This window comes from Nocardioides sp. NPDC057577, from assembly GCF_042801335.1.
Taxonomy (GTDB): domain Bacteria; phylum Actinomycetota; class Actinomycetes; order Propionibacteriales; family Nocardioidaceae; genus Nocardioides.
The window spans coordinates 1-11,308 of the sequence record NZ_JBHVGB010000191.1 but is presented as its reverse complement, the minus strand read 5'-3'; the positions used below and the strand labels follow the sequence as shown (position 1 = coordinate 11,308).

Sequence of the window (11,308 nt, the reverse complement as noted above, 5' to 3'; positions counted from 1 at the left end):
CGATGGGACCGTGTTGGTCTCGACACGCCTCCGCCTAGCGGCTCCGGCGGCTCGACCAGCGGGGGCCGGCTAGAGCTTGATGCCCAACGCCGCGTCGACGACCTTGGAGATCGTCTCCCCGGCGAGAGCGTCGGAGGTCTCGGCGAGACCGCCCGCGCCGAGGGTGGCGGCTACCCACGCGTCGACGGCCTCGACCGCACGCGGGGCGTCGAGGTCGTCGGCCAGGGCACCGAGGACCGTCTCGACGACCGGGGCCGCGGGGGCGCCACGACCGAGGGCGACGGCCTTACGCCACTCGGCGACCTTGTCGACGGCGTCGAAGAGCTTGGCGTCGGTCCACTCCCAGTCGTCGCGGTAGTGGTGGCCGAGCAGCACCAGCCGGATCGCCATCGGGTCGATCTCGGAGTTGCGCAGGGCGGAGACGAAGACCAGGTTGCCGCGCGACTTGGACATCTTGTGGCCGTCGTAGGCCACCATCCCGCCGTGGGTGTAGATCTCGGCGAAGTCCTTGCCCGCCGACCGCGCGTGCGATCCGGACATCTCGTGGTGCGGGAAGACCAGGTCGGAGCCGCCGGCCTGGACGGTGAATCCGGCGCCGAGGTGCTCCAGGGCGATCGCGGTGCACTCGATGTGCCAGCCGGGGCGGCCGGGACCGTAGGGCGAGGGCCAGGACGGCTCGCCAGGACGCTCGGCGCGCCACAGCAGCGGGTCGAGCGGGTCCTTCTTGCCGGCCCGCTCGGGGTCGCCGCCCCGCTCACCGAAGAGCTCGATCATCTCCTCGCGTCCCAGGCGCGACTCCTCGCCGAACGCGTCGTCGACGGCCACCGAGGCGTAGACGTCCTCGTCGACCTTGTAGATCGCACCGGCCTCCTCGAGCTCGCCGATCAGCGAGAGCACCAGCGGGATCGACTCGACCGCGCCGATGTAGTGCTGCGGCGGCACGACCCGCAGCGCCTCCATGTCCTGGCGGAAGAGCTCGGTCTCGCGCTCGGCGAGCGCCTCCCACTCGATCCCGACCTTGTCGGCGCGCTCGAGCAGCGGGTCGTCGACGTCGGTGACGTTCTGCGTGTAGCCGACCTCGTGGCCGGCGTTGAGCCAGGCCCGGTGGAGCAGGTCGAAGGCGACGTAGGTGTTGGCGTGGCCCATGTGGGTCGCGTCGTAGGGCGTGATGCCACATACGTAGAGCGAACGCCGCCCCTGACCCTGGGTCGGGACGACAGCGTCCCGCTGATGGTCATAGAGCTGCACCTCGGGTCCGTTGACGGACAGCTCTGGGACTTCGGGTGCAGACCATGCGCGCATGGGTGCAGCCTACTTGGCGGGGACCACGTGTCTCAGAAGGGCGGCCACGGGATGACATGGCGGTCGTACTCCGGCCGCGGGAAGACGCCCTCGGCGAGCAGGATCTCGCAGCGCCGGCCGAGCGCGTCGACCTCCCGACCCGTCAGGTACGCAGCCAGCTCCCGCCCGAGCGCACCGGCGAGCCCCGCGTGGACCGCCCGGATGCCGGAGAGCTCCTCGTCGGAGAAGCCCTGCCCCCGCCATCCCCACAGGATGGTGCGCAGCTTCGGCTCCTCGTGGAAGGTCAGCCCGTGGTCGCAGCCGTATCGGCGCCCGCCGGAGACCGGCAGGACGTGACCGCCCTTGCGGTCGGCGTTGTTGGTGATCGCGTCGAAGACCGCCATCCGTCGCAGCCCGGGCGTGTCCTCGTGGGCCAGGGTGACGACCCGGTCCTGCTCGTCGAAGCCGTCGAAGACCCGCAGGTAGCCGTCGGGAACCGCCCCCTCCGGCACGATCGTGACCGGCTCGATGCTCTCGTCGGCATGGACCCACCGCTGGATCATCCCCGGGCCGTGCGGCCCCTCACCGAGCCAGGTCTCGGGGACCACCGACCATCCCAGCGTCTGCGAGACGAGGTGGGCGGCGACCTCGCGGTGCGCGAGCTGCCCGTCGGGGAAGTCCCACAGCGGCCGCTCCCCCGCGATCGGCTTGTAGACCACCTCGGACTCGCCGAGCATGGCCAGGAACGTCGCGTTGGAGGCCGTGGTCAGCCGTCCGACGAGCTCCAGGGTCCCGTCGTTCTCGGGGGCACTGGGCGCGATCTCCGGAGCCGGATCCACAGGATCAGACCGGGTCACGCCGCTTGAACCCGTTCGCCCGCACACACAGGTGTCCCTCGGGGTCGATCGGGCTGCCGCAGAACGGGCAGTTGGGGCGTCCGGCGCCCAGCACCGCCTCGGCCCGCTTGACGAAGGCACGGGCGTTGCGCGGGGCGATCCGCACCAGGAGCACCTCGTCGGGCTCGGCCTCCTCCAGCTCGATCTCGGTCTCCTCGTCGACCAGCCTGCCGGACTCGTCGACCTCGGCGATCACCTCGACCTCGCTGATCGGGAAGACCTCGAGGACGACCATGTCCTCGTCGGGGTCCCAGGCCAGCGTCATCGTGCCGGCCCGGAACTCCTCCTCGATCGGCTGCTCCAGCGGGCCGTTGTCGTCGAGGTCGTAGGGCGCGATCGCCGGCACCACGGCGGGCGCCGACTTCATCACCTCGTCGAGGAGCTCGTCGAGCCGCTCGGCGAGCACCGTGACCTGCTGCTTCTCCAGGGCCACGGAGACGACCCGCGCTCCCTCCCGCGCCTGGAGGAAGAACGTACGCGCCCCGGGCTCACCGACGGTGCCGACGACGAATCGCTCGGGCGGGTCGAAGGCGTGCATCACAGGCATGGTCAAACCTTATCCAGACCTGCCTCAGGACCCGAGCCACCGCCCACGACGGCGTCGTCGCTGCGGCGTCGCGGCGACTTGCGCCCCTTCTTCGCGGGCGCCCTCTTGGACGAGCCCTGTGGCGCCAGCCAGGACAGATCGCCGTCGTGCGTGTTCGTCGCCAGGACCGAGGGACGCCCTTCGCCGTAGCGGACGACCGAGATCGAGGCGGGGTCGACGTGAAGCCGCTGGAAGAGGTCCAGGTGCATCCCGAGCGCGTCGGCCAGGATCGACTTGATCAGGTCGCCGTGGCTCACGCACAGCCAGACCGCCGCGTCCCCGTGGGCCGCCGTGACGGTGGCGTCGTGGCGGCGTACGGCCTCGACTCCTCGGGCCTGCATCGCGGCCATCGACTCGCCGCCGGGGAAGGTGACGGCGGAGGGCTGGGTCTGCACCGTCTTCCACAGCTTGCGCCGCGCCAGCGTCGTGATCTTCTCCCCCTGCCACTCGCCGTAGTCGCACTCGGAGACGCCGTCCTCGACGACGACGGGCGGCTGCTCGGCGCGGCCCTCCAAGATCGCCGACAGCGTCTCCTGGCAGCGCTCCATCGGGCTGGTCACGGCAAGCGCCAAGGGCACCGGCGCGATCCGCTCGGCCGCTCGGCTCGCCTGCTCCCGGCCGCGCTCGTCCAGCCTCACCCCGGGAAGTCGGCCGGCCAGGGTGCCGGATGCGTTCGCCGTCGTACGGCCGTGTCTCACCAGGATCATCGTCGCCACGTCGGGGACCCTATCCACACCGTGGGGAGCGGCCCACATGCCCTAACCTGACAATGTGATCGTCGACAGCGCTCTCTACCGCGCCGGTGAGCGCGACAAGACCGACTGCGCGCCCCACGACTACGCGTCGCTGCGCAGCGGCGTGAGGGAGGAGGGCGACTTCGTCTGGCTCGGGCTCTACCAGCCCAGCCAGTACGAGCTCGACGAGGTCGCCGAGGCGTTCGGGCTGCATCCGCTCGCCGTCGAGGACGCGCTCACCGCCCACCAGCGACCCAAGCTGGAGCGCTACGAGGGCGGGATGTTCCTGGTCGTCAAGACGCTCTGGTACGTCGACGCCGAGGACGCCGTCGAGACCGGCGAGGTCGCCTTCTTCATCGGCCCCGACTACGTCATCACCGTCCGCCACGGCCGAGGCTCCCGCCTCGCGCCGGCCCGCGAGCTGCTGGAGACCAGCGAGGAGCAGCTGCTCACCGAGGGCAGCTACTCGGCCGTCTACGCCGTGGTCGACTACATCGTCGACGGCTACGTACGCGTCATGGACGGCCTCACCGAGGATGTCGACGAGGTCGAGACCTCGGTCTTCTCCAACGAGCGCACCCGGGACTCCGCCCGGATCTATCGCCTCAAGCGGGAGCTGGCCGAGGTACGCCGGGCGGTGATGCCGCTGCGGGAGCCGGTGCGCCGCTTCGCCACCGGCGAGGGGGCTATCGACCCCGACCTGCGCCCCTACTTCCGCGATGTGCTCGACCACCTCTCCTCGATCGCGGAGACCGTCGAGAACCTCGACACCCTGCTCTCCTCCGCGTTCGAGGCGCACCTGGCCCAGCTCTCGCTGCAGCAGAACGAGGACATGCGCAAGATCTCCGCGGGTGCGGCGATGGTCGTGGTGCCCACCCTGATCGCCGGCGTCTACGGGATGAACTTCACCCACATGCCCGAGCTCGACTGGACCTTCGGCTATCCGTTCGCCCTGATCCTGATGGCCTCGGTGATGGCCGGCCTGTGGATCTTCTTCCGCAAGTCCGGCTGGTTCTGACCGCTTCACTACCCTCTGCGCCACCAGCCGCGCGGCTGCTTCTCCGCGGCCTCGCGTGCGCACTCTCGCGCGCACTCTTGGAGCTCATGTGCCACGGCTCGATACACGGTGGCCCACTGCTCCCCCGAGAGTCCGCCGACCTGAAGGTCGCTGGTCCTGGCACTCGTGAAGACCTTGGCGTCTTCGACGTACTTATCGGCTTTCGCTTCGAGCCACGCGATGTGGTGCTCGGTGCTACTCATCGCCCGCCAGTTTTCCACGTGCAGGCAACAAGGAGGTCCCATCGGGAAACTGATCTCAACAGCCGAAACGAGACGAATACCCATGCGAGTATCCGGACCGGCAGGTCGGGCTGGTTCTAGTCGAGCTGCTTGACCGGGCGGGCGTCGAGATGCTCCCGGTCGCACCACAGGGACAGGTCGTCGGCGAACTCCGACTCGCCCTCACCGCCCTGCGCGTCGAGCTGCTCCCCCTGGTACCACTCGGTGAGCATCGCGGCGTCGTCGTAGGCAGCCGGCATCGGCGGACCCTGGTAACGCACCGCGACGACCTCGTCCTTGCGCATGGAGATCATCCAGGCCCATCCGGGATCCTCACCCTTGGCAGGCTTCCAGGCGAAGACCAGCGGGCCACGCTTGCCCTTCGTGGCGACACAGTGCGTACGCAGCATCGGTGCCGAGCAGGGTTCGCGGGTCATCCAGGCGGGCGGGGAAGGCGCGGCGAGGACGTCGATGTCGGCGTCCGGCATGCCCGTGAAGTCAGGTGAGGAGCGCTGCAGCAGTCGACCGCCGATGGCCTCGGGGCCGAACCGCTCGCGCAGCGGGGACCGGATGACGCCCTGGTAGTAGCCATAACCCCCGCGGCCGCCGACATAGGCCTGGGCGATGCCGTGGTCGGTGTTGCGGACCAGCTCGTACGCATCGGGGTCAGGCTCGCCGCCCTCCCAGTCGTCCAGCTCCTCACCGAGCGCGCGGGTCGTGGAGGTCGCCTGGTAGCGGAGCCGTGGGTCCTCGACGACGGCGACCAGCTTCTCGACGCCGATCGGCATGTCGAGCTTGCGCGGGTCGCCGGTGATCGTCGGGCCGGAGTAGCCGATCGAGGCGGTCTCCCCGCCGTCGCGCAGCAGCACGATCCCGACGACGCCGGGGTCCTCCTCGGGCTCCTCATCGGTCCAGCGGAGCTGCATCTGGGCGCCCTCGACCTCGGTCGGCAGGTCGACGCAGTGCTGCCCGCCCTCAGCTGTGCAGGCGCCGCCGTCCTCGGGCGGCTGGGCCGAGACGGCGACGCTGACCAGGTCGCCGTCGTACTCGCCGTCGGCGCCGTAGCGGAGGTCGACCGAGACCAGCTCGGGAGGTGTCGACTCGGAGGTGTAGGACGCGGCCCGGCTGGAGGTCTCGGTCGGTAGATGCTCGAGCGCGACCGCGGCGACGGCGCGGTGGGTGATCCGGTCGGGATCGCCGCCGGCATCGACCGCCTTGCCGGAGCACCCCGAGACGGCCACGACACCAGCCACGACACCGGCCATGGCGACCTTGGCGGACATGCGCATCAGTGCAGGAAGGTGAACAGCGGCGAGTCCGGCTCGATCCGCTCGATGACCAGGTCGCTGTCGCCCATCCGCGCGAGCAGCCCGTCCAGGCCGTCGGCGGAGTCGAGGTCGATACCGATCAGCGCAGGCCCATGCTCGCGGTTGGACTTCTTGACGTACTCGAAGACGACGATGTCCTCGCCGTCGGCCAGGACGTCATCGAGGAAGCCGCGCAGCGCGCCGGGAGCCTGCGGGAACGAGACCAGGAAGTAGTGGCGCAGACCCTGGTGGATCAGGGCGCGCTCGAGCACGTCGGCGTAGCGCGAGACGTCGTTGTTGCCGCCGGAGAGGACGGCCCCGATGCGCGTCGCGCCACGCAGGTCGATCTGCCCGAGGGCGGCCACCGCGAGCGCACCCGCGGGCTCGGCGATGATCCCCTCGGTCTGGTAGAGCTCGAGCATCTCCACGCAGATCGCGCCGACCGGCACGGAGACGAGGTCGTCGACGTACTCCTTGACGATCGGGTACGTCACCTTCCCCGCGGTCGCGACCGCGGCACCGTCCACGAACGTGTCCAGCGTGTCCAGCCGGACCGGCCCGCCGGCCTCGATCGCAGCCGCCATCGAGGCGGCGCCCGCGGGCTCGACCCCGATGATCCGGGTCTGCGGCCAGACCTCGCGCACCCAGGTCGCCACGCCCGAGGCGAGCCCACCGCCACCGACCGGCAGCAGCAGGACGTCCAGCGGCTCGCCGATCTGGGAGGTCAGCTCGTAGCCGACCGTGCCCTGACCGGCGATCGTGCGCGGGTCGTCGAAGGCGGAGACGTAGGTGGCCCCGAGCCCGCGGCCGAGCTCGTAGGCGTAGGCCGAGGCCTCGTCGTAGGTCGAGCCATGGAGGGTCAGCGTCACGTGGGAGCCGCCGAGGGCGGTGATCCGGTCGCGCTTCTGCTTGGGCGTGTTCGTCGGCACCACGATGTGGCCGGGCACCCCGAGGCGGGCGCAGGAGATCGCGACGCCCTGCGCGTGGTTGCCGGCGCTGGCGCACACGACGCCGCGCTCCAGCTCCTCGGGCGTGAGCGAGCTCATCAGGTTGTAGGCGCCCCGGACCTTGTAGGAGCGCCCGAGCTGCAGGTCCTCCCGCTTGAGCAGGACCTCGGCGGCGTACCTCTCCGAGAGTCTGACCGAGCGTTCGACCGCCGTGCGCGTGGCGATCGTGCGCGCGGCGGCCTCCTCGATGGCAGCGGGTGTTACGGCAGGCTTCTTGCCGCCGGAGGGATCGAGTGCAGCAGACACGTCCCTGAGTTTGTCACGATCACCACTCGGTGAGCACTCCCGCGCCGAGGAGCGCCAGAACCACGAGCCCGAGGACGACCCGGTAGATCACGAACGGGGTGTAGGTGTTGTGCGAGAGGTACTTCAGCAGCCACGCGATCACGGCGTAGCCGAGGACGAAGGAGACGATCGTGGCGACGATCGTCGGACCCCAGCCGTAGAGGTTGGCGCCATGGGCGATCTCGCCCATCTCGAACAGACCGGCACCGAAGACCGCCGGCAGCGCCAGCAGGAAGGCGTAGCGGGTCACGGTGGCCCGTTCGTAGCCGAGCGCGCGGCCCATCGAGATCGTGGCCCCCGAGCGCGAGACGCCGGGGATCAGAGCGCAGGCCTGGGCGCAGCCCATCAGGATCGCGTCGCGCCAGGACAGGTCGTCGAACTGCTTGCGGTTCGCGCCGAGCCGGTCGGCGACGCCGAGGACGATGCCCATGACGACGAGCATGGTGCCGACGACGTACAGGCTGCGCAGGTCGTGCTCGATGATGTCCTTCATCACGAATCCGATCACCACGATCGGGATCGAGCCGACGATGATGAACCAGCCCATCCGGGCATCGGTGTGGCTGCGCAGCTCGGCGTTGAAGAGGCTCTTGAACCAGGTCACGATGATGTCGCGGATGTTGCGCCACATGTAGAACACCACGGCCAGCTCGGTGCCGATCTGGATCACGGCGGTGAAGGCCGCGCCGGGATCTCCCCAGCCGAGCAGCTCGGGGAAGATGCGCAGGTGCGCGCTGGATGAGATGGGCAGGAACTCGGTGAGTGCCTGAAGAATGCCCAGTGCGATCGCCTGCAGATAATCCACGGGCGGAAACTCTAAGGGGCAGGTACGCCGCACCCGACGGCTGCCTCCCCGTCGGTGTGTCCGCGGTCACTGCCAGCGTGTCCGGCCGGGGCCCTGCCGCGGGCACGGATAGATTGGTCTCATGCAGAGCCGACTCCTCGGAGCCACTGGGCTGCGAGTCTCGTCTCTCGCCCTGGGCACCATGACCTGGGGCAGCGTGACCGACGAGCACGAGGCCCGCGAGCAGCTGGCCGGTTTCACCGAGGCCGGCGGCACGCTGGTCGACACCGCCGCCGGCTACGGCGACGGTGCCTCGGAGGCACTGCTCGGCTCTCTCCTCCAGGAGCGTGTCGTGGCTCGTGACGAGGTCGTCCTGGCGACCAAGGGCGGGATCACCTGGCGCGGCGGCAACCGGGGCGTGGACACCTCTCGCGGTGGCCTGCTGACCGGCCTCGACGCCTCGTTGAAGCGGCTCGGCGTCGACCATGTCGACCTGTGGCAGGTGCACGTCTGGTCCCCCGATGTGCCGCTCGAGGAGACCCTCACGGCGCTCGACATGGCACTGAGCAGCGGCCGGGCCGCCTACGTCGGCGTCTCCAACTACAGCGGGTGGCAGACCGCCCAGGCCGCGACCTGGCAGCGGGCCGTCCCAGGTCGGGCGACGCTGGCCTCGACTCAGGTGGAGTACTCGCTGCTGGCCCGCGACATCGAGTACGAGGTGCTGCCCGCCACCGAGGCGCTGGGGATGGGCCTGCTGGCCTGGTCGCCGCTGGCCGGCGGCGTGCTGACCGGGAAGTACCGCACCGGCATCCCGACGCACTCCCGCGGCGCCGACCCGAACTTCTCGGCCCGGGTGGACGCCTTCGACGACGAGCGCTCCCGCGGGATCGTCACCGCCGTCGCCAAGGCCGCCGAAGGCCTGGAGTGGACGCCACTGCAGGTCTCGCTGGCGTGGGTGCGCGACCGGCCGGGCGTCACCGCACCGATCCTCGGGGCGCGCACCGCGGCTCAGCTCAAGGAGGCCCTGCAGGTCGCCGACCTCACTCTCCCGCCCGAGATCGCGCTCGCCCTCGACGACGTCTCCGCCGTCTGACTCTCGCTGCCGAAACACCACCACGCGGGAACATCTCTTCCGGCACACTGGTTCTCCTGAGTAGTCCATCAGAAGGAGTGCCGCCTTGGCCCGAGCCGAACGCCGTCCGCCTCGTCCTGGAGTGATGTGGGAGTACGACAAGGTGATCTTCTCGCGTGAGTTCTCCCGCAACATCGTCACCAAGCTCCTCGTCGAGCGCGCCGAGCACGGCGGCTGGGAGCTCGACCGCGTCCGGATCACCGCCGACGGCACCCGCCGGGTGACGCTTCGGCGCAAGATCATCCGGCAGCGGCTCACCGTCTGAGCGCGTCTCCGCGCCCCTCGCGCGTCCAGATATTAGGGTCCTGCGGGTGATCCATCTCGTACGCCACGGCGAAGCCGCCGGCGGGGACACCGTCGACCCCGGCCACTCCGACCCCGGCCTCTCCGACCTCGGCCGACAGCAGGTCCAGGCGCTCGCCAACCGACTCGCGTTCCGTCCGGTCCGCCAAGTCCTGCACGGCCCGAGCCGGCGTACGACCGAGACGGCCTCCATCCTCACCGAGAACCTGGGTGCTGGGCCGGTCCCCTCCGACCTTCTCGCCGACCGCACCCCGGTGCCGTCGCCGGAGCGTCGTGGCGACTACCCGACCCACCGCTGGGAGTGGTTCGAGGACGTACCCGAGGCCGAGGGGGACCTCGACGGCGCCGACCTCACCGCCGCCTGGCACAGGCTCTGGTTCGAGCGCCACGACGAGGAGGTCGTGCTGGTCACCCACGCGTTCGTGGTCGCCTGGTTCGTACGCGAGGTGCTCAACGCCCCGCCGGCGACCTGGATGCGGATCGGCCCGATCGGCAACGCGACTCTCACCAGTATCGGTCCCAACCTCGCCGGCGAGCCCGTCGTGGAGACCTTCAACGCCGAGGTCATCCTCCCGATCTGAGCCGATCCGGGCCGATCTGGGCCGATCTGGATAAGCCGCGCCCACAAGGCGCCAACAACATGGACATGTCGCCGCGACACGGCAGCTGGGGCCTGCTCGGCGCTGGCAGGATCCGCCCGTGATCTCGGCACTCGACACCCTGACCCCCACCCAGCGCGACCTCCTCGACCAGTGGCTCCCCGGAGCCGAGGTGGTCACCGACCGCAGCGCACTGCACCGCGCCGGCACCACCGCACTCGTGCTCTCCGCCGGCGAGGACCGGTTCCTGGTGAAGACCACGGTGGAAGGCGTACGCCACATCGACCGTGAGCTCGCGGCCCACCGCAGCTGGCTGGCCCCCTGGACCGACGCCGGCCGCGCGCCGAGCCTCGTCGAGGCCGACCTGGACGCCCGCATCATCGTGATGATCCACCTCGACGGCGAGCCGGCGAGCACGTCGACGGCCATCCACGACCCGGAGATCTACCGCCAGGCGGGTGAGCTGCTCGCGACGTTCCACGGCCAGGCCAGCGTCGAGGACGAGGACTACGAGCCGGAGCTCGACGAGCGCGCCCTCGCCGCACTGGACAAGGCGGGTCTCGAGACCGACCTCACCGAGCGTCTTCGCACCGAGATCACCTCCTGGCCGACGCCGACCACGGTGCTCGTCCCCACCCACGGCGACTGGCAGCCGACCAGCTGGGTCGTCGACGCCGGCATCCTGCGTGTCATCGACTCCGGCCGCTTCGGCTTCCGTCCGGCCCTCTACGACCTCTCCCGGCTCTCCGCGCAGGACTTCGTCCGTGACGACACCTTCGAGAAGGCCTTCCTCGAGGGCTACGGCTCCGACCCCCGCGAACCCGAGGCCTGGCACCGCCTCCAGGTCCGCGACGCCATCTCCGTCGCCGCCTGGGCCCACCGCACCGGCCACGCCGAGGTCGCCGCCCTGAGCAGAGCGACCCTCACCACCCTCCTCCCCTGACCACCCCGTCGCCGACCCGGCCCGTCCTGACCAAATCCCCCGCCGAGTCGGCCCGTCCTGACCAAATCCCCCGCCGAGTCGGCCCGTTCTGACCGAATCCCCCGCCGAGTCGGCCCCGGCGGACCCAAAACCCAGCCGCGGGGGGCCCGCCAGAACAGGCGCCAGGGGCGCGG

Annotated in this window: 13 protein-coding genes; 5 read left to right on the top strand and 8 right to left on the bottom strand. The window is 70.4% G+C overall.

Annotation, left to right across the window (positions count from 1 at the left end; translation table 11 throughout):
* Positions 1–69: 69 nt before the first annotated feature.
* From mshC to ACFU7D_RS25585, 4 genes are read right to left on the bottom strand one after another with little or no spacing between them, the layout of a single operon-like run.
* A complete protein-coding gene (gene mshC, locus ACFU7D_RS25600; RefSeq protein WP_378724366.1) occupies positions 70–1,302 on the bottom strand; it encodes a cysteine--1-D-myo-inosityl 2-amino-2-deoxy-alpha-D-glucopyranoside ligase in 1,233 nt (410 codons plus the stop codon).
* Positions 1,303–1,334: 32 nt separating this feature from the next.
* Positions 1,335–2,138 carry an SCO1664 family protein gene (locus ACFU7D_RS25595; protein ID WP_378872695.1) on the bottom strand — a complete coding sequence of 268 codons (804 nt, stop codon included), beginning with the start codon at positions 2,136–2,138 and terminating at the stop codon, positions 1,335–1,337.
* Positions 2,125–2,724: a DUF3090 domain-containing protein gene (locus tag ACFU7D_RS25590; protein ID WP_378872692.1), complete on the bottom strand. Its 600-nt coding sequence runs from the start codon at positions 2,722–2,724 to the stop codon at positions 2,125–2,127. The genes ACFU7D_RS25595 and ACFU7D_RS25590 overlap by 14 nt, the downstream gene beginning before the upstream one ends.
* Before the next feature lie 2 nt (positions 2,725–2,726).
* On the bottom strand, positions 2,727–3,479 hold the full coding sequence (locus tag ACFU7D_RS25585) for a histidine phosphatase family protein (protein WP_378872690.1): 753 nt from the start codon (positions 3,477–3,479) through the stop codon (positions 2,727–2,729).
* Between the two features lie 55 nt (positions 3,480–3,534).
* On the opposite strand from ACFU7D_RS25585, the gene corA reads away from it, so the two are divergent.
* Positions 3,535–4,515, top strand: coding sequence for a magnesium/cobalt transporter CorA (gene corA / locus ACFU7D_RS25580; protein ID WP_378872687.1), 981 nt, complete (start codon positions 3,535–3,537; stop codon positions 4,513–4,515).
* 8 nt (positions 4,516–4,523) lie between these two features.
* On the opposite strand, the gene ACFU7D_RS25575 is transcribed toward corA, so the two are convergent.
* The 4 genes from ACFU7D_RS25575 to ACFU7D_RS25560 all read right to left on the bottom strand — a co-directional run bounded on the left by ACFU7D_RS25575 (position 4,524) and on the right by ACFU7D_RS25560 (position 8,179).
* Positions 4,524–4,757 (bottom strand): hypothetical protein, encoded by a 234-nt coding sequence (locus ACFU7D_RS25575; protein ID WP_378872685.1) that lies wholly within the window; start codon positions 4,755–4,757, stop codon positions 4,524–4,526.
* 116 nt (positions 4,758–4,873) lie between these two features.
* Positions 4,874–6,058 carry a hypothetical protein gene (locus ACFU7D_RS25570; RefSeq protein ID WP_378872683.1) on the bottom strand — a complete coding sequence of 395 codons (1,185 nt, stop codon included), beginning with the start codon at positions 6,056–6,058 and terminating at the stop codon, positions 4,874–4,876.
* Positions 6,059–6,063: 5 nt separating this feature from the next.
* The gene (gene ilvA / locus ACFU7D_RS25565; RefSeq protein ID WP_378872681.1) at positions 6,064–7,335 is read right to left on the bottom strand and encodes a threonine ammonia-lyase IlvA; all 1,272 of its coding nucleotides are present in this window, start codon (positions 7,333–7,335) and stop codon (positions 6,064–6,066) included.
* 19 nt (positions 7,336–7,354) lie between these two features.
* A complete protein-coding gene (locus ACFU7D_RS25560) occupies positions 7,355–8,179 on the bottom strand; it encodes an undecaprenyl-diphosphate phosphatase (RefSeq protein ID WP_378724351.1) in 825 nt (274 codons plus the stop codon).
* A gap of 121 nt (positions 8,180–8,300) precedes the next feature.
* Here ACFU7D_RS25560 and ACFU7D_RS25555 point away from each other — a divergent pair, with 121 nt between their 5' ends.
* The 4 genes from ACFU7D_RS25555 to ACFU7D_RS25540 all read left to right on the top strand — a co-directional run bounded on the left by ACFU7D_RS25555 (position 8,301) and on the right by ACFU7D_RS25540 (position 11,135).
* Entirely contained in the window at positions 8,301–9,251 is a 951-nt protein-coding gene (locus ACFU7D_RS25555; protein ID WP_378872679.1) for an aldo/keto reductase, read from the top strand.
* Positions 9,252–9,375: 124 nt separating this feature from the next.
* Positions 9,376–9,555, top strand: coding sequence for a DUF5703 family protein (locus tag ACFU7D_RS25550; RefSeq protein WP_160028907.1), 180 nt, complete (start codon positions 9,376–9,378; stop codon positions 9,553–9,555).
* A 46-nt stretch (positions 9,556–9,601) separates the two neighbouring features.
* Positions 9,602–10,174, top strand: coding sequence for a histidine phosphatase family protein (locus tag ACFU7D_RS25545; RefSeq protein ID WP_378872677.1), 573 nt, complete (start codon positions 9,602–9,604; stop codon positions 10,172–10,174).
* Between the two features lie 118 nt (positions 10,175–10,292).
* The gene (locus ACFU7D_RS25540; protein WP_378872674.1) at positions 10,293–11,135 is read left to right on the top strand and encodes a phosphotransferase family protein; all 843 of its coding nucleotides are present in this window, start codon (positions 10,293–10,295) and stop codon (positions 11,133–11,135) included.
* The last annotated feature ends 173 nt before the right edge of the window (positions 11,136–11,308 follow it).

What these genes read in the sequence shown, in the direction of transcription:
- ACFU7D_RS25550 (WP_160028907.1), top strand. Translation starts at nt 9,376, where the DNA reads ATGTGGGAGTACGACAAGGTGATCTTCTCGCGTGAGTTCTCCCGCAAC.
- ACFU7D_RS25555 (WP_378872679.1), top strand. Translation starts at nt 8,301, where the DNA reads ATGCAGAGCCGACTCCTCGGAGCCACTGGGCTGCGAGTCTCGTCTCTC.
- ACFU7D_RS25570 (WP_378872683.1), bottom strand. Translation starts at nt 6,058, where the DNA reads ATGTCCGCCAAGGTCGCCATGGCCGGTGTCGTGGCTGGTGTCGTGGCC.
- ACFU7D_RS25590 (WP_378872692.1), bottom strand. Translation starts at nt 2,724, where the DNA reads ATGCCTGTGATGCACGCCTTCGACCCGCCCGAGCGATTCGTCGTCGGC.
- ACFU7D_RS25575 (WP_378872685.1), bottom strand. Translation starts at nt 4,757, where the DNA reads ATGAGTAGCACCGAGCACCACATCGCGTGGCTCGAAGCGAAAGCCGAT.
- mshC (WP_378724366.1), bottom strand. Translation starts at nt 1,302, where the DNA reads ATGCGCGCATGGTCTGCACCCGAAGTCCCAGAGCTGTCCGTCAACGGA.